The sequence below is a fragment of the Fictibacillus sp. S7 genome (genome assembly GCF_004127935.1).
Lineage (GTDB): Bacteria > Bacillota > Bacilli > Bacillales > Fictibacillaceae > Fictibacillus_C > Fictibacillus_C enclensis.
The window spans coordinates 4665680-4687178 of record NZ_QJKL01000001.1 but is presented as its reverse complement, the minus strand read 5'-3'; the positions used below and the strand labels follow the sequence as shown (position 1 = coordinate 4687178).

Here is a 21499-nt window from a genome sequence, read left to right as displayed (position 1 = left end):
TTCTTTTCTTTTAGTCTTCCATCGTGGACAGGTCGCCAGTCGGAAGGTCGAGCTCCCATGCTTTCAATACGCGTCTCATAATTTTACCGCTTCTTGTTTTAGGCAGTTTGTCACGGAATTCAATTTCTCTTGGCGCTGAATGGGCAGCAAGGCCGGATTTTACAAATGAACGGATCTCTTCAATCAGCTCATCGCTTGGCGAATATCCTTCCCTTAGTGCAATAAACGCCTTGATCACTTCACCGCGCACTGGATCGGGTTTTCCGATAACACCCGCTTCTGAAACCGCCGGATGTTCGACGAGCTTGCTTTCCACTTCAAACGGACCTACCCGTTCACCGGACGTCATAATCACATCATCGATTCTTCCCTGGAACCAGAAGTATCCTTCCTCGTCCATATAAGCCGAGTCTCCGGAAACATACCAGCCGCCAGGTGTAAAATAAGATTCATACTTTTGCGGATTATTCCAGATGGCCCTCATCATGGAAGGCCAGCCTTTCTTAATGGCCAGATTCCCCATTCGGTTTGGCGGAAGCACGTTATCCTGGTCGTCGATAATGGCCGCTTCAATGCCAGGGAATGGTTTCCCCATGGAGCCAGGTTTAATTTCCACTGCCGGATAGTTACTGATCAGTTGGGCTCCTGTTTCCGTCATCCACCAGTTATCATGAATTCTAAGACTGAAGACCTTCATTCCCCAACGTACAACTTCAGCATTGAGCGGTTCACCGACGCTCAGTACATGGCGCAGCGAGGAAAGATCAAAACGCTTCACGACCTCATCTCCTGCTCCCATCAGCATACGGAATGCCGTTGGTGCACTATACCAGACGGTTACACCATATTTTTCGATCGTGCCATACCAATCTTCCGGACTGAAGCGGCCGCCGCGAATCACATTGGATGCTCCGTTCAGCCATGGACCGAAAATACCGTAGGATGTTCCGGTCACCCAGCCTGGATCGGCGGTGCACCAGTATACATCAGAATCTTTCAAGTCGAGCACCCATTTGGCTGTCTGGTAATGCTGAATCATGGCATTATGAACATGCAATACGCCCTTTGGTTTTCCGGTAGATCCGGAGGTATAGTGAAGGATTAAACCGTCTTCGCGGTCTACCCATTCGATATCAAGATGCTTGTCAGCTTTTTCCATTCTGCTGAAAAAGTCCACATACTGCCCCTCTTCTTTCACATCCTCCCCTACAAGAACAACATGCTTGAGATGAGGCAGTTCGCTTACAGGTACACGCTCCAGGAGCTGAGGAGTGGTAATGAGCACTTTTGCCTCACTGTCTTCCAAGCGGTCCCTGACAGCCCCCTCCATGAATGCTTCAAACAACGGGCCAACGATCGCTCCAACTTTTACCGCACCCAAAAGTGCAAAGTACAGCTCGGGAGAACGAGGCATAAAAATAAACACCCTGTCCCCTTTTTCAACATCAAGCTGACGGAGCATATTCCCTGCCCGGTTGGACATTTCCTTCAAATCGCGGAATGTGTATTTTTCATCTCTTTTTTGATCAGAAAAATAAAGAGCGACTTTATTTTTTCTGTTCCCTTCCGCATGCCTGTCCACTGCTTCATAGGCCAGATTGACTCGCCCCGTTTCATACCAGGAGAATTCTTTTTCAACTTCGGTCCAGTCAAATGCATCATATGCTGTTTGATAATCTTCCAGATTAAAATTACCTTTGATACTAGGAAGCGCTTCCACCTTCATCTGTCAATCTCCTCCAATGCCAATAGATATATACATACTAAGTATATCATATAGGTTCAAAATATTTAAATTTATTAGAAATGTCAAATCTGACTGTCTTGAAATCCCTTACAAATCTTTTTTGTTATGTATAATGGAAGTAGATGAATTTTTACTTGGGTGGTGTATACATGAATCATATTAAAACTTACAATTGCCTTGCTGTTGATACACCTTCAGGCAAGGTTATTATTGAGGGTCCCATCTCGCCGGAACATCTGGCCGGTTACGAATTTCATGCCGGACTAAAAGCGTTCAGGCCCTCACCTCAGCAGCATGAAGCTCTTATCGAAATCGCCGGCCTTGATGAAGGAAGGATTATTATTGCCAGAACAAAGGATACCATCATCGGTTACGTTACATACGTTTATCCTGATCCAATGGAACGATGGTCACATGGCAATATGGAAAATCTTCTTGAGCTTGGAGCGATCGAAGTCATTTCTGATTACCGGAATTATAAAATAGGGAAAAGCCTGTTAAGGGTGTCCATGATGGATGACAGCATGGAAGATTATATTATTATTACGACGGAGTATTACTGGCATTGGGATTTAATAGGCACCGGTTTATCGGTGTGGGATTACCGAAAAGTCATGGAAAAAATGATGAACGCCGGCGGTTTGGAATATATGGCAACCGATGATCCCGAGATCAGTTCCCACCCTGCAAACTGCTTAATGGTCAGATTCGGCAGCCGGGTTTCGATGGAGACCGTCCAGCAGTTTGACCGGATTCGGTTTCAGAACCGTTTCATGTATTAACTATTCCTACCCAAAGACATAGCGTTCCAGAAAGCCGCAGAAAGGGGAAATAAAGATGATTGTTCAGGATATGATGAATAAAAAGCCCGTTACCGCACGGCCCGAAACAACCATTGTGGAGGCCCTGCTTACGCTAAAAAAACACCGGATCAGACACCTGCCCATTATTGTCGAGGATGGATCATTGGCAGGGATCATTTCCGACCGTGACCTCAGGGATGCCAGCCCTTCCATCTTTGATGCAGCCGATCATGCGGACAAGTTGGAACGGCCGATATCGGAGATCATGGTAAAGGATGTGATTACCGCCCATCCCCTTGATTTTGCAGAAGATCTTCTCAGTGTTTTTTATGAGCATCAAATCGGCTGTGTCCCTGTGCTTGAGCATGAAAAACTGGTCGGGGTCATTACAGAACGTGACATGCTGTACACATTGATCCAATTGACCGGCGCCCATCAGCCGAGCTCCCATCTGGAAGTTAAAGTTGAAAACATAGCCGGACAGCTGGCAGATGTTGCCTCGCTGATCAAGAAATTTAAAATCAATATCAATAGTGTGCTTGTCTATCCGAGCAAGCAGGACGACAGCCAAAAAATCCTTGTCCTGCGCATTGGAACGATGAATCCTTACCGAATTGCTTCAGAATTAAGGCAGAATGGTTATGACGTCATTTGGCCGCAGGAACCGGAAGTGGGACAATGAAAAAGCCTGTTTTTGTTTATTCCGATGATCTGCTGCGTTACAAATTCAATGAAGGGCATCCCTTCAACCAATTGCGCGTCAAGCTGACCTATGATCTGCTGCGCATGTCTGATGCACTGAATGAGAGCCATATCGTACAGCCCCGAATGGCAACCGATGAAGAGCTCGCACTCATCCATGATACGGCTTATATCGAAGCCGTAAAAAAAGCCGGGGATGGGACCTTAAAAGGAGCTGCAGCAGAAAATTACGGACTTGGGACTGAGGATACCCCGATTTTTTCCGGCATGCATGAAGCAAGCGCGTGGATAGTGGGTGCGACCCTGACAGCTGCTGAGATGGTGATGGAAGGCAAAGCAACGTATGGATTTAATGCAAGCGGGGGACTTCATCACGGATTTCGCGGAAAAGCTTCCGGTTTTTGTGTTTACAATGACAGCGCTGTAGCCATTGCTTATTTGAAAAAGAAGTACGGTGCGAGAGTGCTTTATATTGATACGGATGCCCATCATGGAGACGGGGTGCAATGGTCCTTTTATGAAGACCCGGACGCCTGTACCCTTTCAATACATGAGACTGGCCGGTATCTGTTTCCGGGCACCGGAAACGTCACGGAGAAGGGTCAAAGCGACGGTTACGGCTACTCCTTTAACCTCCCCGTGGATGCCTTTACAGAAGATGAATCATGGCTTGAATTGTATGAAACGGCGGTCCATGAAGTGGCCTCCTTTTTCAAGCCTGATGTCATTCTGTCTCAGAATGGTGCAGATGCCCACTATTACGATCCATTGACCCACCTGTCGGTAACGATGAAATCCTATCATGCCATCCCCAGGATCGCAAAGGAAGTGGCCGACCGGTTTTGCGGCGGAAAGTGGATCGCCACCGGGGGCGGTGGTTATGATATCTGGAGGGTCGTTCCACGCGCCTGGTCTGAAATCTGGCTGGCGATGAACGATATGGATTTGGAAGGATCACTTCCCATGGAATGGATTGAAAAGTGGCAAAAAGCAGCTCCAGTCACCCTGCCGCTTACATGGGAAGACCCGCCCGGTTTGTATAAACCGATTCCCCGAAAACCTGAAATCATGGAAAAAAACAGCCTGACCTTAAGCAAGGCATTACACCATATCCGGGACAGCAGAAAAAAGACCTGACGCAAACATGCATCAGGTCTTTCCAATTATTAAATGGCTTTCAGCATCTCTTCTACCATGTCAGAAGACCGCTTCGCGGCAAGCTTTGTAAACTCAGTAAAGTTGACAGCTGCTTCGCCATTGGCCTTGTCCGAGATCGAACGGATCACGACAAAGGGAACGTCATTTAAAAAAGCAGTCTGTGCAACAGCGGAGCCTTCCATTTCAATGCACGCACCGTCAAAAAGCTGATAATACTTTTCCACAAGTGTGCGGCTTGCAATAAACTGATCCCCGCTTAGGATCCTTCCCTTTCTGACAGAAACTCCGGATACCTTTGCCGCTGCTTTTTCCGCCAGATCCACAAGGCCTGGGTCTGCCGCAAAATCCGACTCATACCTAAACATGGGAATGGTTCCTTGCGGAAAATCCGAACTTAATGCGGAGGCATCGATATCATGCTGCATGGCACTTGTTGAAATCACAATATCTCCAATTTCAAGCTCAGGATGCAAGGCCCCTGCCACGCCGGTAAACATTATATGTGTCACGTTAAACCGGTCCACCAAAAGCTGTGTCACGACTGCCGCATTCACTTTTCCCACACCCGACTTGCAAAGGACGACTTCTTTGTTGGCGTAGCTTCCTTCATAGAAGGTGGTTTTCGCATAATTGTTTTCCCCATAAATATCAAGAGCCTGTTTCATATAAAGGATTTCTTCATCCATCGCTCCAATAATACCGATTCTCAAAACTCTCACACCTCTGTAGCGTCTATTGTTCGTTGTTCTTTGTTGTATTTCTGAATTGAATACGGTGAGGAAGCACAACGGTGTTCTCCTCGACTTTTTCTTTGTTCATGAGCTTTGTCAATAGACGCATCGCAACCGCTCCGATATCATACATAGGCTGTACCACAGTTGAAAGGGTTGGTCTTACCATCGTAGCCAGTCGTGTATTATCAAAGCCGATCACTTCAAGATCCCCAGGAACTGTGATTCCTTTATCCTGTGCGCCATGAATAACTCCCAGCGCCATTTCATCTGTTCCTACAAAAATAGCTGTAGGCACATTTCCGCTTTCAAGGAAGGTTTCCACGGCTTCAATTCCAGAATCATACGTGTAATCGCCGACAAAAATCTGTTTTTCATCCACCTTTTTCCCGGCATCCTCCATTGCTTTACGGAAGCCTGTGAACTTGTGATAGCCGTTGATGGGATCCTCCAGCGGGCCGGTTACCATCGCGACCGAGTCATGGCCTGATTTTAACAGATGCTCAACCGCATCATACACAGCCTGCTGATAATCGATATTAACTGACGGGATTTCATTGTTCATATCTACGGTTGCCGCCATTACAATTGGCACGGGAGATTTTTTAAATTCTTCCACATGCTCATCTGTAATTTTACCTCCCATAAAGACGATGCCATCCACTTGCTTTCCGAGCAATGTATTTAAAAGATGAATTTCTTTATCTTTGTTCTGGTCAGAATTACATAAGATAATATTGTATTTATACATGGTCGCGATATCTTCAATACCCCTCGCAAGCTCCGCAAAAAAGATGCTCGCGATATCGGGAATAATCACGCCGACGGTTGTTGTCTTTTTACTGGCAAGCCCCCTTGCCACCGCGTTTGGTCGGTAACCTAGACGTTCAATCGCTTCAAGCACCTTTTTCCTTGTAGATGGTTTAACATTTGGGTTTCCATTAACGACACGGGAAACAGTTGCCATTGAGACGCCTGCTTCACGGGCCACATCATAAATTGTTGTATTCAATTTAGTAATCCTCCTTTAATTCCACAATCCAGACAGGTTATGTAATGTTATTGCTATCATACAGTAAAGGACTGCTGTTAGGCAACGAAAAGCCCGTACACTGCCATATTCCACTGTATAAAAGTGAACATTTTCCAACTTTCTTTGTTTAGTTTTCTCCAATCCTTAAAAGTCCATTCAAAACAGGAAAGCCGGCTGATTTCAGCCGGCTTTCTCTTATTTGTTTGATTCTTGCTGATTAACAATTTTCCCATCTTTAAAGAAGCGAAGCAAGTCACCATACACCACTTTATCAGAGAGGTTTAGATCTTTGGCTGCCTTTTCTTTTGCAGGCTTACAGAGTTTATTCGCTACCTCCTGCCCATCAGACTGTCTGTAGCATTTCTCTTTTTCACCTGCATAAACATAGTCTTTCGTTATGGCACTGCCATCTCTCTGAACTGTAAATTCGTCACGGTCCGGAGAAAAGAGGTCAGATCCAAACTGGATGTCACCTTTCGTTTTAATGCCAAGCAGATGCAGAATCGTTGGCTTTAAATCAATTTCTCCCCCGATGGTATGCATTACTTTACCTTTTTGCCCCGGCACATGGATGAACAAAGGGGTTTCCTGAAGCTTAAGGTGTTCATATGGTGTTACTTCCTTGCCCAGGATTTTGCTCATTGCTTTATTATGGTTCTCGGAGATTCCGTAGTGGTCACCGTACAGGATAATGACAGAATTGTCATAGAGTCCTGAAGCTTTCAACTGCTGGAAGAATTGCTTCAAGGCTTCATCCTGATAGCGCGCAGTTACAAAGTAATTATCTACTGTAGGATCTCCGGTATCAGCCGGCTGGATGCTCTTCTCCTGTTCATTGTTCAAGATGAACGGGTGATGGTTGGTCAGCGTGATGAACTTGCTGTAAAACGGCTGTTTCAAATTCTCAAGCATCGGCATGGACTGCTTGAAAAATTCCTTATCCTTCAGGCCGTAGTTTACCGAGTTCTCATCGTTCACATTATAGTAAGGCTTAGAGTAAAACTTGTTATATCCTAGCGTGTTATACATCATGTCACGGTTCCAGAAACTTTTGTTGTTGGCATGGAACACAACCGGGTTATAGCCTTTTTGTTTCACGATCTCCGGTGTGGCATGAAATTTATTTTGCGCTTTCGTTGAATATACAGATCCTCCAGGCAGTCCATACAGCGAGTTATCAATCAAAAACTCCGCATCGGACGTTTTTCCCTGTCCAGTATTGTGATAAAAATTATCAAAGTAATAACTTTTCTTGGTCAGGTCATTCAAGAAAGGTGTAACTTCCTGACCGTTGATTTTCTTGTTGATCAAAAAGTTCTGGGTGGATTCCATGGATACAAGAATCACGTTTTTACCTTTGGCCGCCCCAAACATTTTTGGATCCGGTTTTTTGTATTGCGAATCCGAATAGTTCTTCACCTCAGCCAAATCATTACTGTCTGCTAATGCACGCTGTGTAGACGACTTGGTGTTCAATACCGCGTCATATACATGATAGTTATAAACACCCATCAGCTTAACCAGAATGGCCCGGTCAAATGTACGGGTCAGCAGCTCGGGACGCTGAATTTCCGCCATCCCAAGGTTCGCCAAAAAGATGCTGAGTGCTGAAATAAAAACAAGACCAATGGTTTTCTTTTTCAATTTTTCCACAGGTTTTACTTTCTTGGTTAATACAATGGTCAATAACAGTAGAAAGTCCAAAAAATATAAAATATCAAGCGGATGCATCAGGCTTTGTGCACTTCCGCCGAGATCGCCAAAGTTTTTAAATTGAAACAGGACCGGTATTGTAATGAAGTCATCAAAGAACCGGTGGTACACAATATTGGCGTATAAAATAAAGGACATTATAAAATGAATCGTAAGCAACGCTTTGTTCCTGCTCTTTGCCGGAGCAAACAAACTCAGCCCCAGGAAAAACAATGCGGAACTGAGCGGTGTAATCACCAGGATGATCTCTTGCATCACATTCTCAAGATCAAGGTTCAATCCAACCCTGAAGGCGATGTACGATTTTACCCAAAGAAGGATAACCGCCAGCAGAAAAAAGCTTAAAGATCGTTTAGTTGAATTTTGTATGTTCGTTTGTTGTTCAAGTTTATTCATCATTGATTTTCCTCCTCAAAAAAAAAGAAAATGACCCCGCTACAAATTGACCCATTTGCAGTGTTTCAGGTTCACCCTACCCATTATACGGAGTTCAATGAGGATGTAAAAAACTTCTTATCGTGATTCTTTTAGGTATTTTCTTTTGTAACTACCAGTGTACAACTCATACAGGTCATTCTTTAAATCCCTTTATTATGCTTCATTATCCTCCAAATTGCACAAAACACCTTTCCTAAATATTCTTGGCCATCCATATAAAAGAAAAGCCCCCATTTAACAGAGGGCTTTATCCTTATACCATTACTTTATTATGTTTATATAAACCGCTCTTTTCGAGCTCATTGACAAAGTGTTCAAATTCCGTAAAGTTCATTTGCTGGGAAGCATCCGATAATGCCTGCTTCGGGTTAGGATGGACCTCGGCCATCACGCCATCTGCTCCGATGGCCAAAGCGGCTTTGGCTGCCGGCACCAGCAAATCCTTTCTTCCCGTTGAATGGGTGACATCCACCATCACCGGAAGATGGGTTTCTTGCTTTAGAAGAGGCACGGCGGTGATATCAAGCGTATTTCTGGTTGCTTTTTCATACGTTCGAATACCGCGTTCACAAAGAATGATTTGATCATTACCGTGGACCATAATGTATTCTGCGGCATGAATAAACTCATCGATCGTAGCGGCAAGTCCTCTTTTTAGTAAAATCGGTTTTCTTGTCCTCCCTGCTTCTTTCAGCAGCTCGAAGTTTTGCATGTTTCTGGCACCAATCTGAATCACATCCAGATAGCCGGCAGCCATTTCAAGATCTCGCGGATCCACAATCTCACTGATCACAGCTAGCCCGTGTCGGTTGCCTGCCTGCTTTAATAACCGCAGGCCTTCTTCACCGAGCCCCTGAAAATCATATGGCGATGTTCTTGGTTTAAACGCTCCGCCCCGCAAAAAATGCAAGCCCCGGGCCTTGACTGCCCCGGCTGCCGCGTCCACTTGCTCTGCACTTTCCACAGCACACGGGCCGGCAACCAATTGTGGTTGTCCACCGCCAATTTCTTTTCCAGCAACAGTTACGACGGTATTTTCCGGTTTGTTTTTTCGTGATACGAGAAGTTCGGGTAATTTAGCAGGCTTCCCGGCAGGTCCAATCTGGTCCAGCAGCTTGAACAAGCCGATCAGAGTTTCCTTGCTTAATGCACCTTTTGAATGGAGATTCATTCGTTCAAGCACCTTATCTGCCCTTTCCGGCCGTAAATCCTTATTCTTTTGAAGCAGGATCTCTCGTTGATTCACAAGATCGATCAACTGCAAATCCAGATCATCCAACTGGTCTCTCAGCTCATCTAACGTATTCTGTCTCATCTAATCTCTCCTCTGCTCTGTAAACAATTTGGGTCATGCAATTTCATTATAATCCTATGACCTTCGTTTGAAAACCATCTGCACCCATAAAAAAACCCGAGTCGCCCCGGGGTTTAACTAAAAGATTGTTGCCAAGAGAAGATTCTTTTAAGTTTCATCATCGATCTAGTTGATTGGAGTGCAGGGTGCCCTGCGAAAGCAGGTGTTTACGCCGGTGAAAGCGAGCATACTGGAACAGGAAATCAACTACTCAAAAAGCAACATTGTAAAGCTTAAGAAAAGAGCTATAAAAGCGATTATTTGCCCAACTGCTCACTGAGCGATGAGTAGGTGATGGAATAATGAGATGCATCCCACTTCACCTCACCTTTTTCAAAAAGAAGGGCTTGAGGTGATTCGTGCTTCACCCCAAAATTTTCCGCAATTTCATTAGACAGCGGACGGGCTTCCTGAACGTTCAAATAAAAAATGGGGTTATCCTGCTCTGCGGCAAACTTTTGGTATTCCTGAAACGCAGCATGGCTGATTGGGCATGTTGTGCTGTTCTTTAATAAAAACAATTTTTCATTTTCACTTACTGCCTGTTTAAATTCCTCTGAAGTTGAAAGTTTAACAAGTGACATATGTAATTCCTCCCTGGGTGAATCATAAAATCCATGAAAAAACGAAGAAGGATGCTTCTTCGTTTATCTTCATCTGATTTTGTATAATCAATACTTATTTTTTACCAAATCATCTTCCGTTGCAAGAGGATCCGGCTGGCGTGTGGCTTCTTCTTCCACTTGAGTAGTAATTTCACCATACGCATCAGCGCTCTCATCGAGTACCTCCTGTCCTTTGTTTCTCCAATTGTTCAAATCACGGCGTATGCTGGTCGAAAGTTCTTTCACTTTGCCGGCTACTTGATTGGACTGTTCAGAAACGGTGCGGGCAATATTAGAGGATTTGTCTTTTGCCATTGAAGACCATTCTGTGCTTTTGTCCCTGATCGTACCTGCTTGATCAGAAAGATCATTTCTCAATTCTTTGCCGCTTTTGGGCGCCATGAGGAGGGCGGAGGCTGCACCTACAATTCCGCCAACTAGAGCTCCAATAATAAAATCTTTACTGTTGATGTTTTGATTATTGTTTTCGTTACTCATTCTAAACTCCTCCTTTATTGATATTGTCTTCTTTGGGATGTTTGCTGCGTAGAATCAACGCCGGCTTTCTTGATTTTCCACTTTTCCCACAAGTTGATGGCTACATTTCCCCATTGAACCGCCTGGGAAATATTTTCTGACTGCCGTTCAGCACCTGTTGTGATTTTCTCTGTGACCTTGCGTACAGATTCGTTGACATTATGAATGGAACTGCCAAGATCCTGCACTGCTGAGAACACAGTGTTCAATGAAGCAGCTTTCGTTTGTACATCTTCTGCCAATTTGTTGGTTTTGTGAAGCAATTGAGCCGTCTCTGATGTAACACCATTCAATTGAGTTTCAAGGCCGTCTACAGTCTTAGCCACGTTATCAAGCGTTACTGTAAGTGATTTTAGCGTACGTGCCAAGAAGATTACTAGGACGACAAAAGCTAGGGCAATGATGAGTACACTGATGGGTATAAGTATGTTCATGTTTCCACGACACCTCCTGAGTTAGATGCTTTTAAAATTACCCTATGCCAATAAAACTAAACATGTATGCTATATTCTATATTATTTTCAGAATTCCTGCTAAGGACAAGGGTTAGAAGATTACAAATTATTTAAATTACGTTAGAATAAATACGTTAGGCTTATTCACCATATAGAAGGGGGAAATTGCAGTGAGAGATCCACGTATCCAGCAATTGGCTAAAAACTTAATTACATATTCTGTTAATCTTCAAAAAGGAGAAAAAGTTCTGATTGAAAACTTTGGCTTTCAAAAAGAGCTTGTGAATGCACTCGTGCAGGAAGCTTATGCAGCCGGTGGTTTTCCGTTCGTATTGCTGAAAGACCATTCCGTTATGCGCCAGCAGTACATGAACGCTTCAGAAGAACAGATGAAAATCATCGCCAAGCATGAAGGTGACCTGATGGCTCAAATGGATGCCTATATCGGACTTCGTTCAGGCGACAATATTAATGAATTGTCCGATGTTCCAAGTGAACAGATGGCATTATATGAAAAAACGGTGCTTGCCATGCACCGTGAAATTCGCATCAAGAAAACAAAATGGGTTGTTCTTCGTTATCCGAATGCAGCCATGGCACAGCTTGCCAGCATGAGCACCGAAGCGTTTGAAGATTTCTATTTCCAGGTGTGTAACCTTGACTACAGCAAGATGAATGAAGCCATGAAATCTCTTGAAGATTTGATGAACCGCACGGATAAGGTCCATTTGAAGGGACCAGGAACTGATCTTACCTTCTCCATTAAAGATATTCCTGCTGTACGATGTGCAGGAGAAGCGAACATCCCGGATGGTGAAGTATACACAGCTCCTGTCAGAGATTCCATAAACGGAACCATCACCTATAACACACCATCTCCTTATCAGGGCTTTACATTTGAAAATGTGTCCCTGACATTTGAAAATGGGAAAATTGTAAACGCAACAGCCAACGATTCCGAACGAATCAACAAAATTTTTGATACCGATGAAGGGTCCCGATATATTGGTGAGTTTGCGATTGGCGTTAACCCTTATATCCAGCACCCGATGAAAGACATTCTGTTTGATGAAAAAATTGACGGAAGCTTCCACTTTACACCAGGACAGGCGTACGAAGAAGCCTACAACGGAAATGAGTCCAACATTCACTGGGATATGGTCATGATTCAGCGGCCGGATTACGGCGGCGGGGAAATCTATTTTGATGATGTTCTTATCCGTAAAGACGGTCGTTTCGTTCTTCCTGAACTTAACGTGCTTAATCCTGAAAACCTTAAATAAAACCCAAAAACGCCGGTTCGCACCCGGCGTTTTTTTCTTTTAGACTTATTGAAAAGGAGACTCATTTTGAGCCTCCTTTTTTGCTTCTATCCAATTTGTGTGCTTTTCCCTTGATGACCTTCCACGGTCTTTTCATAGGATTTTTGAAATTTTTGAATATCCCCCGCTCCCATGAACAAAAGAATTCCATCTTTATGCTGTTCGAGAATCCCTACTTCTTCTTCGCTCAACAGCATTGCATTTGGAATTTGTTTCTGCAGGTCCTCAATGGAAAGACTGCCGGCATTTTCACGTGCCGATCCAAAAATATCGCATAAATAAACATAATCAGCTTTTCTTAAGCTCTCCCCGAATTCATGAAGGAACGTTTTCGTCCTTGTGAAGGTATGGGGCTGAAAAATAGCGACCACATCGCGATTTTTATACTTGTATTTGGTCGCTTCAATGGTTGCACTGATTTCAGTTGGATGATGAGCATAGTCATCAATCAGCACCTGGTCTCCGAATGGCTTTTCAGAGTAACGCCGTTTAACTCCGCCAAACGTTTTTAAACGATCGGCAATAACGTCCACATCTACATTTTCGTAATGACAAAGGGCGATAACGGCCAGAGCATTAAGAATGTTGTGTGTTCCGTATCCTGTGATCGTAAACGTGTGGTAGAACGTATTTCTTACAAATACATCAAATGTAGTCCCGTTCTCGTCCCGTTGAATGTTCGACGCCTGAAAATCATTATGATCTCCAAGTCCGTAAAATACGACAGGTACATTTGCATGGATTTGCTGAAGATATTGATCATCACCGCATGCGATGATTCCTTTTGTAACCTGCATCGCCATTTGCTGAAATGCGCTGATAACATCGTCAATATCTTTATAATAGTCAGGGTGATCAAAATCAATATTCGTCATAATTCCATACGCAGGCTCATAAGAAAGGAAGTGACGGCGGTATTCGCATGCTTCAAATACAAAATACGTGCTGTCTGCCACTCCTCGTCCGGTCCCGTCTCCGATCAAGAACGAAGTTGGCTCGGCTCCGCCAATTACATGGGCAAGCAGTCCTGTTGTTGATGTTTTTCCGTGAGAACCTGTCACCGCAACTCCGGTATACTTCTTCACAAAGTCACCAAGAAAATGATGATAACGGTAAATCGGCAGGCCAAGTTCACGCGCTGCTACCAGCTCTTCATTGTCATCTGGAAACGCGTTTCCAGCAATGATGGTCTGGCCCTGTTTAATGTTATTCTTATCAAATGGCAGTATTGTAATCCCGCGCTCGTCTAGAGCCTGCTGGGTAAAGAAATACTTTTCAACATCCGATCCTTGAACTTCATGCTTCATGTCATGAAGTATTTGTGCCAAGGCACTCATCCCTGTACCTTTGATTCCCACAAAGTGATAATGTGTCATATAAAGACCTCCACAATCAAAAACCTTCTCAAGAATCACCTTTTTAGGCAACCCACTTTTCAAGGCCTATTTTCTGTTAGTATATGCCTGCTGCGATAGAGTGATAATCGAGCAAGCTGCACCGACTCATTTTTCCATTATAGCAAAAAATGAAGTCTAACTCCATTACTTCCGGATTACTTCCGGATAATCACCACTAATCTACTTTTTCGAGACGTGCATTTGGTCTGTAGACCCGTCCCGCTTTGGCTTGATGATCTCCGTTCATCATTACATTGTCTCCGGTAAACCCGATGTTAATTTTAAGAAGATTGCTGCCTACTCCATAAATATCAACAGGTACACCGCGTTTTTCATAATCGGTGATCCGCTCCTCGGTAAAACCGCCGCTGACGACGATTTTCACATGCCCAAACCCTTCCTGGTCGAGAGCTTTACGCAGCGCAAAAATAAGCTCAGGATTCGCACCACGGGGGTCGAAGCTGCCGAGCACCTCTGGATTACGGAAGAAGTATTGGTCAACCATCGTCCTTGAGGTATCCACTCTGACTCCTTTTAAAACATCTCCAAATTCTCTGGCCACTTTAAGGGCATCGGTGATAGTGTCATTTTTGTAGTCCACCAGTGCCATTAATTCGTCTTCAGGATACGTCTCATGATACGCCCTCGTCGCTTCAACAATGTCTCCATTAAACATCTGGAGCAAGGCGTGCGGCATCGTGCCCATCCCCTGTTTGCCCCACCATTCATTCATCGCATGGGTAGCCTGTGCGGTAGAGCCGCCGATATAAGCCGCATAACCATCCCCTGCCTGCTGGGCGAAGTGATCGTCCCGGTCGCCCATAAAGATGACCGGCTTTTGGACACCGGAAATACTCGCCGCTTTGACAACATTATAAACATTCGTTGCCACGGATGTTCTTCTGGCCAAAATGCCATCAAGCATTCCTTCCAAAAAGCCAAAATTTTGATAAGGGCCAGTAATGGTAAAGACGGTTTCAAATGGAGAAATTTTATCTCCATCTTTCAACGAGTGAATCTCCAGATCATCTGCGTTTTTGGCAAATGTCTTGATCAAGGCGATTGCTTCGTCTGTTCCGCAAAGTACGGCATCGTTTTTTTGGAAAAATTGCATGGTTACTATATTGTCAGGTTTGAATTTTTTTACGATTTCACACGTTTTCAGAAAATAAACAGCTGAAAACCAGCCATCGCCTGCCCTTTCATCAAATTTGAATGTTAGATTGGTCAAGCGTTTGATTTTACCCTGCAGCTTTAATTCTATTTCTTTCATATAAACTCCTCATCACCTGGTCAAGAAATTCATGGTTTCTTTCTGTCGTTTAAAATGGGCCCTTTGGACTCATCCTTAACTATCATATAGAAGTACTCTTCAGAAAACAAGAGAAAGTGAAACAGCGGGCACTTCAAAATCTTTTGCATAAAAAAAAGACAACCCATTGCCTGGCTCCATGGCCAGGCAATGAACTGTCTAATTCTACTTGGAGGGTTGATTTCCGTCTTCAGGTTGCTCGCTTTTACCGGCATACTCACCTGTCCCGCATTTCCTGCCGGACAAGGAAGGCTTCGGCAGCAACATATCGCACGAAGAAAATGTGAAGTTCATTTTCAAGGAGTCTCGCACGTCACACTCCAATCAACTGCTTTATACTTCTGCTTCACTGTAAAGCTTGCTTTGAAATTCTTCATTGGTCATGAGAACTGTACGGGGCTTTGAGCCCATGGCTTCGGAAACAAGGCCGAATGCCTCCATCATTTCTACAAGACGCGCAGCTCGGTTGTAACCAACCCTGAAACGTCGTTGGATGCTTGAGGAAGATGCAGCGCCCATATCGAGTACGTAATAGCAGGCTTCTTCAAACAGATCATCTTCTTGTTCAACCGTTTGATTGGACTGGATCAATTCTTCTCTGCTGAATAAGTAATTGGTTGAATGCTGCTCTTTGACAAACGCAGTAACCCGTTCGATCTCATCATCCGATACAAAATTCCCCTGAATACGGACCGCCTTGCTTGATCCATTTTCAAGAAACAGCATATCGCCTCTGCCGAGCAGGCGCTCCGCACCGCTCATGTCGATAATCGTACGGGAATCGACCGCAGAAGAAACAGCAAAGGCTGTCCTTGTCGGGATGTTTGCTTTAATCAGACCGGTAATAACGTCCACGGAAGGCCGCTGGGTTGCCACCAGCAAATGAATGCCACATGCTCTAGCTTTTTGGGCAATCCGGCAAATGGCTTCTTCCACGTCCTGCGGCGATACCATCATCAGGTCTGCAAGTTCATCGATGACCACAACGATATATGGCATTTTGTTGGCATACAGCTGTTCGCGTTTCATTTTGTCGTTAAACCGCTTAATGTCACGCACGCCATGTCTTGCAAAGGCTTCATACCTTCGCTCCATTTCCTCGACTGTCCATTTCAAAGCCGTAGTCGCTTCCTTTGGATCGGTAATGACCGGTGTAACCAAATGAGGAATGGCATTGTACGGAGCCAATTCCACCATTTTCGGATCAACAAGAAGCAGGCGTACATCTTCCGGAGATGCTTTGTACATCAATGAAATCAAAATGGAATTGATACATACACTTTTTCCGGAGCCTGTGGCTCCTGCGATCAACCCATGAGGCATTTTTTGCAGATCGGTCACAATCGGATCACCGGATAAATCCAATCCCAGCGCAACGGTAAGTGGTGAACTGCTGTTGCGGAATTCCTCGGTCTGAAGAATCTCCCGTAAGAAAACAGGCTGGCTGTATAGGTTGGGCACTTCAATGCCGATTGTGTTTTTCCCCGGGATGGGTGCTTCGATTCGTATATCCTTTGCTGATAAACTCAGCTTAATATCGTCGCTTAAATTGGTTATCTTATTCACTTTTACTCCAGGTGCCGGTTGTACTTCGAGACGGGTAACCGACGGCCCTTTTGTCATGTTGACTACTTTGGCATTAACATTAAAGTTATCGAGTGTCAGCTGGAGCAGATCTCTTTGTTCTTCCATCCAAAGACTATCATCCTCCTCCTGTACCGGGGGATTCTGAAGTAACTCGAGCGGCGGAAAAGAAAGATCAGCTTCCTCTGCCGTAATCGGAGCAACCTCGTTTACTGTTGCTTTTGTTTCAACAGGAGATGGCGTCTTTTTGTCACCCGTATGATTGGCAGTACTTTTCCGGTCTTTTTTGAGCATCAGCACATTAAAAGGAATGTAAGAGCCTCCTGGTTTTTTCTCAGGCTCCCGGCGGGTAACAACTTCTTCTTTTAATGACGGTTCTGGCAAAGCAGGTTCTGCTATTAAGTTTGCATCTTCCTGATCGGTCACGGTACGATTCTTAACCGCAGATGCTTCCTCTTCTTCAGGCTCCAAAGCTGTTGGCTCTTCAACTTCTGCAACAACTTGTACTTGTTCGATTTGTTCGTCTTCAGGTTCTTTAAGGTCCATCCTTTCAGGCGGCAACTCAAAAATCACTTCATCACCGGGGAGTTGAGCAACATGAAGCTCATTCCCGCGTGCTTCAGATGGTTCAGCAGGCAGTTCCAGCTGTGGTTCTGGCAGCAATTCTGCTTGTGCCGGCTCAATGGTTTCTTTTCTGAATTCATCAATGAGAAGCACAGGCTCCTTCTTCATTTGCATCTGAGGAATAGGTTCCTCAATGGGATCTTCCATTTTTTCTTGCACTACAGGAAGGTTTCTGCCTTCTTCTTCACTCAGAATGACGGGTTCTTTGCCTGATACGGGTTCTTTTAGCAGTTCTTCCATCAAGGCCGGATCCGGCATCTTTTTTTTCTGAATTTCGGATAGCTTCCATAATCCCGGATTGACAATCGTATCTGGTTTCCGTTCACGATAACCATAAATCGGTGATGGGACCTGGGAAGGCATGAAGCCTCCCTTTGGACGTTCCTCCGTTTTCTTCGAAGGACTTTGCCCACTTTTGTCACGGCCGCCAAATCCATAAACAGGAGATGGAATTTCCGAAGGCCGAAACTTGCTGTTAGAATCTTGTTCGCTATACCGGTTTTCACCAGCTTGTCCAGATCCAACTTGATTGGTTCCATTTCGGCTGCCAAACCCATAAATGGGTGATGGGATTTCGGATGGCTTAAAGGGTTGTGTTTTCTCTTCTTTAAGAGGTGGCTTTGCTGGCTCTTCCTTGGACAGGTTTTCTTTCTGACGCTCCCGTGTGTATCTCGCTGTCTCTTGTCCTTCTCTACCTGTTTGTTTTTTCGCATAGCTTTGTTTTCTTGCCGGGGTATGTCTTCCAATCTCTTCTTGATCATCAATCAACGGGAATCGAAATTTCCCTTCTACCGGATAACGGCTTACCATTCTGGCTGCAGAGCTGTTTTGATGGTTCTGAAACCGGCCGACTGTACGTCCTTTTACGGGTTCTGTTTTCTCATTTTTATGTAGGGCTGGATCTATTGTTTCTTCTGTCTCAGAAGGTTCATCATCAAACATTAAATTCATCAATTTTTTAAACCACGACATTGCCTTCACCTTCTTTTTCTCTGGGTCTGTCTTTATATTGTAGCGGAATTCGGGCCATACTTTAAGAAAAATTTGCCATCGAAAGTAAAAAATATAAAAACCACTAGATTGCTCTAGCGGTTATGAAAACACAAGCTCATTTCTGATATCCAAACAGCTTCATCGGCAAACTTCACAAAGGGAATGGTACGGACATGCCCTATCATAAAAATTCGGTCCATCGATGGCTTTTATGACTTTTTTCGCCACATTTTTACCAACAATTTCATGATTTTTTTATGATTCGTCCACCGGCTTGTTTTTCGCCAGAATAAAAATGGGTTCAAGCTCTCCTTTTTCATATAAAAAAGGTAATGCAGTTACAGGAACACGGCCGTTCATGAAAAATTGCATCGCCATCTGAGCCAAAATATCATAGCCCTGGTTATTGCGGATATCCGCCAGAATAAGGACATCCTGATGCGGAATGGCAACTGCGAGTGTACCGGATGCTTCCTGTACCATTCGATCCAGCAGAGAGGCATTCAATATTCTGCTCGCATCATACCCGTCATTGTGATTGATAAAGTAAAAGGTGTTGCCAGCGACCTCATCTTTTTTCATCGAGGTGTCCAGTGATCTCACATTAAAGCGGGCCACTTCCTTCAGTTGCTCCCTCGTCATATTCATTTCTTCCAGCATCTTTTCACTGATTAACCGATAAGTATTTCCCAGATCCAGCGCATAAAAGACCGCCGTTTCTGCCGTATGCTCCTCGTTAATCAGCGCGTCTCCCTCGGGTGATTCCTTTGGAAAAGAAGTGGAGCGGATGACTGGGAAGATTTGATTCTCCGCTTTATTGGCAGGAGTTTCTTCAATGGCTTTCAGTGTTTCTTCGACATGGTAAACAAGTTCATCCAAAAACGCATCCTTCTTTTTTTCCCATTCCACTGTTAATCCTGAAAGAGAAAGGGTCATTCCCTTTCCAATGTCCTTGTGTTCAATTCTAAGCTGTTCATTTTCCCGGTCATAGGATAGATCCCATTCCGGACGTTTCAGCCGGTCCTCGAGCGCCTTTTTCAGCTTCAGACTTGTACTCATGCGAAAATCCCTCCATTAATAAAAGCATAAAAAACCTCCTGGACGGAGGTTTTTTTATTAGTCTTGTTTGTATTCTACAACCACTTCTGTACCCAACCCTCCGCGAGCATTCCAGGTTGCGACAATTTTAAGGTACTTCGGTTTAAGAAGATTAACGAGATCTTCCTTAATTTTGTTGGTTGCATGTTCCTGATAAATGCCTACGTTGCGGTAAGAGGTTAAATAATATTTTAACGACTTCATTTCCACTAGGTCCTCGTTTGGAATATAGCTGATGATAATATCCGCGAAATCAGGAAGACCTGACCATGGGCAAACAGAGGTGAATTCTGTTGTAGGGATGGTAACCATTGTATCCTTGCCGACATACTCGTAAGGAATGGTTTCAAGAATGTCTACCAAAATAACACTTTCATCTTCTATATCAAAACGAATTCCTTCGTATTTCTGATGATTTACTTCTACCTTTGCCATTGCTAACGCCCTTTCTTAATATGATGCTCGACGTATTCACGTACTATTTTGAGTTTAACATACTTCTACTATTCATTGGCATGAACAGGCAAATTATTTATAAACGATGAAATTTGTTCCTTCGTTTTACGGTCTTTGTCAACATACCGTCCAATCTCTTTTCCGTCTTGAAAGGCGACAAAGCTCGGAATCCCGAAAATATCAAGTTCCTGGCACAATTCGATCAACTGATCCCTGTCCACATACACAAATGTAAACTCGTTGAATTCCTGCTCCAGCTCCGGAAGAAATGGTTTGATAAACACACAGTCAGGACACCAGTCCGCTGAAAAAACAGCGAGGGTTTTTCCTGTTCCTGTGGTCTCTTTAAACTCTTCAATCGTTTGTACAGTTTTCATCAAGATTCGCTCCTCTTATTGATTTATTTTCATATCACCAAAGGCGATATAACCTTTTTTTCTCATCCATTCTGAAAGTACCAGACTGATCACAATTGGTCCAGCAATATGCAGCAGCACGATATACAAAAAAACATCCCAGCCAAAGCCCATCGTTCGAAACGTCATGATTTGTCCGACCAAGCCGCTGGTCCCCATTCCTGCGCCTGCCGGTATGTTCACCATCTGGAAAACGAGAGTCCCAATCGGCGCCAGGATCATGCCGGCAACCGTTGGCGGGATAATGATTCTCGGATTTCGAACCACGTTAGGAAACTGAAGCTTTGAAGTTCCGATCCCCTGCGTAATCCAACCACCAAAACCGTTTTCCCTGAAGCTGATTGTGGCAAACCCGATCATCTGTGCCGCACACCCGATGGTCGCTGCACCCGCTGCTGTCCCTTCAAGGCCGAGCATGATACCAATGGCCGCACTTGAGATCGGGCCAGTCAAAGCAAGCCCAAGCAAAACTGCAACAAGAATGCTCATGACCAAAGGACGCTGGTCGGTGGCCCACATTATGAGATGGCCAAATCCTTTCATAAACTGGTCGATCCCCGGCCCCGCAAAATAGGCGACCGTAAAGCCCGCAAAAACAGTGACTGCAGGTGTAACGAGAATATCCACTTTTGTTTCCTTTGAAACAAGCTTTCCTGCTTCTATCGCTACAAGGGACGCCACAAAACTGCCAGCCACACTTCCAAGCTCAGCCCCTGCCGCACCTGCAGCTACGGTCGCAAACAACACGAGCGGAGGTGCTTCAAGCCCATAGGCGACAGCTGCCCCAATAGCCGGTCCAAGCATGCTCATGGCTATTGTCCCCATTTTAATAAAAAACGGCCATCCCGCCTGTTCTCCAATCGTTTTTAAAATAAGTCCGATCACCAACGAGGACATTAATCCAAGCGCAAAATAGCTGAACCCTGTAATGAAATATACTTTCGGGGATAATATTACTCCCTTTCTTGCCAAAAATTGAACCACACCCATTCTCCTTTATCATCGTATGTAGAATGCACAT

General features: G+C 44.5%; 19 protein-coding genes. 4 read left to right on the top strand and 15 right to left on the bottom strand.

Going from position 1 to position 21499, the window contains the following annotated elements; all coding sequences use genetic code 11:
* Positions 1-10: 10 nt before the first annotated feature.
* Complete coding sequence (acsA, locus tag DMO16_RS23800) at positions 11-1726, bottom strand: acetate--CoA ligase (RefSeq protein WP_129480252.1); 1716 nt, start codon at positions 1724-1726, stop codon at positions 11-13.
* Positions 1727-1896: 170 nt separating this feature from the next.
* Here acsA and DMO16_RS23795 point away from each other — a divergent pair, with 170 nt between their 5' ends.
* Genes DMO16_RS23795 through DMO16_RS23785 form a run of 3 tightly spaced genes read left to right on the top strand, consistent with a single transcriptional unit; the run spans position 1897 to position 4389 of the window.
* The gene (locus tag DMO16_RS23795; RefSeq protein WP_129480251.1) at positions 1897-2529 is read left to right on the top strand and encodes a GNAT family N-acetyltransferase; all 633 of its coding nucleotides are present in this window, start codon (positions 1897-1899) and stop codon (positions 2527-2529) included.
* Between the two features lie 55 nt (positions 2530-2584).
* Positions 2585-3232, top strand: a complete 648-nt coding sequence (locus DMO16_RS23790) for an acetoin utilization AcuB family protein (protein ID WP_129480250.1) — start codon at positions 2585-2587, stop codon at positions 3230-3232.
* Positions 3229-4389, top strand: coding sequence for an acetoin utilization protein AcuC (locus tag DMO16_RS23785; RefSeq protein WP_129480249.1), 1161 nt, complete (start codon positions 3229-3231; stop codon positions 4387-4389). The genes DMO16_RS23790 and DMO16_RS23785 overlap by 4 nt, the downstream gene beginning before the upstream one ends.
* Positions 4390-4418: 29 nt before the next feature.
* Here the strand turns inward: DMO16_RS23785 and DMO16_RS23780 are convergent, their stop codons facing one another.
* From DMO16_RS23780 to DMO16_RS23750, 7 genes are all read right to left on the bottom strand, one after another.
* Positions 4419-5129 carry a 5'-methylthioadenosine/adenosylhomocysteine nucleosidase gene (locus tag DMO16_RS23780; protein WP_347232858.1) on the bottom strand — a complete coding sequence of 237 codons (711 nt, stop codon included), beginning with the start codon at positions 5127-5129 and terminating at the stop codon, positions 4419-4421.
* Positions 5130-5142: 13 nt separating this feature from the next.
* The gene (gene ccpA / locus DMO16_RS23775) at positions 5143-6153 is read right to left on the bottom strand and encodes a catabolite control protein A (RefSeq protein ID WP_061972466.1); all 1011 of its coding nucleotides are present in this window, start codon (positions 6151-6153) and stop codon (positions 5143-5145) included.
* A 216-nt stretch (positions 6154-6369) separates the two neighbouring features.
* Positions 6370-8286: an LTA synthase family protein gene (locus tag DMO16_RS23770; RefSeq protein WP_240482344.1), complete on the bottom strand. Its 1917-nt coding sequence runs from the start codon at positions 8284-8286 to the stop codon at positions 6370-6372.
* A 292-nt stretch (positions 8287-8578) separates the two neighbouring features.
* Entirely contained in the window at positions 8579-9640 is a 1062-nt protein-coding gene (locus tag DMO16_RS23765; RefSeq protein WP_129480247.1) for a bifunctional 3-deoxy-7-phosphoheptulonate synthase/chorismate mutase, read from the bottom strand.
* A gap of 296 nt (positions 9641-9936) precedes the next feature.
* The gene (ytxJ, locus tag DMO16_RS23760) at positions 9937-10263 is read right to left on the bottom strand and encodes a bacillithiol system redox-active protein YtxJ (RefSeq protein ID WP_061972464.1); all 327 of its coding nucleotides are present in this window, start codon (positions 10261-10263) and stop codon (positions 9937-9939) included.
* 87 nt (positions 10264-10350) lie between these two features.
* Positions 10351-10782, bottom strand: a complete 432-nt coding sequence (locus DMO16_RS23755) for a YtxH domain-containing protein (protein WP_129480246.1) — start codon at positions 10780-10782, stop codon at positions 10351-10353.
* 14 nt (positions 10783-10796) lie between these two features.
* Complete coding sequence (locus DMO16_RS23750; protein ID WP_061972462.1) at positions 10797-11255, bottom strand: DUF948 domain-containing protein; 459 nt, start codon at positions 11253-11255, stop codon at positions 10797-10799.
* A gap of 191 nt (positions 11256-11446) precedes the next feature.
* Here DMO16_RS23750 and DMO16_RS23745 point away from each other — a divergent pair, with 191 nt between their 5' ends.
* Positions 11447-12559, top strand: a complete 1113-nt coding sequence (locus tag DMO16_RS23745; RefSeq protein WP_061972461.1) for an aminopeptidase — start codon at positions 11447-11449, stop codon at positions 12557-12559.
* Positions 12560-12645: 86 nt separating this feature from the next.
* Here the strand turns inward: DMO16_RS23745 and murC are convergent, their stop codons facing one another.
* The 7 genes from murC to DMO16_RS23710 form a co-directional block, all read right to left on the bottom strand.
* A complete protein-coding gene (gene murC / locus DMO16_RS23740) occupies positions 12646-13974 on the bottom strand; it encodes a UDP-N-acetylmuramate--L-alanine ligase (protein ID WP_061972460.1) in 1329 nt (442 codons plus the stop codon).
* A gap of 196 nt (positions 13975-14170) precedes the next feature.
* Positions 14171-15268, bottom strand: coding sequence for a nicotinate phosphoribosyltransferase (locus DMO16_RS23735; RefSeq protein ID WP_129480245.1), 1098 nt, complete (start codon positions 15266-15268; stop codon positions 14171-14173).
* 372 nt (positions 15269-15640) lie between these two features.
* Positions 15641-18466 (bottom strand): DNA translocase FtsK, encoded by a 2826-nt coding sequence (locus tag DMO16_RS23730; protein ID WP_241840643.1) that lies wholly within the window; start codon positions 18464-18466, stop codon positions 15641-15643.
* Between the two features lie 297 nt (positions 18467-18763).
* Positions 18764-19567 (bottom strand): DUF1444 domain-containing protein, encoded by an 804-nt coding sequence (locus tag DMO16_RS23725; RefSeq protein ID WP_129480243.1) that lies wholly within the window; start codon positions 19565-19567, stop codon positions 18764-18766.
* A gap of 57 nt (positions 19568-19624) precedes the next feature.
* Complete coding sequence (gene queF / locus DMO16_RS23720) at positions 19625-20041, bottom strand: preQ(1) synthase (protein WP_061972456.1); 417 nt, start codon at positions 20039-20041, stop codon at positions 19625-19627.
* 68 nt (positions 20042-20109) lie between these two features.
* On the bottom strand, positions 20110-20439 hold the full coding sequence (locus DMO16_RS23715) for a thioredoxin family protein (protein ID WP_061972455.1): 330 nt from the start codon (positions 20437-20439) through the stop codon (positions 20110-20112).
* A 15-nt stretch (positions 20440-20454) separates the two neighbouring features.
* Complete coding sequence (locus tag DMO16_RS23710) at positions 20455-21468, bottom strand: PTS transporter subunit IIC (protein WP_425590052.1); 1014 nt, start codon at positions 21466-21468, stop codon at positions 20455-20457.
* Between the last annotated feature and the right edge of the window lie 31 nt (positions 21469-21499).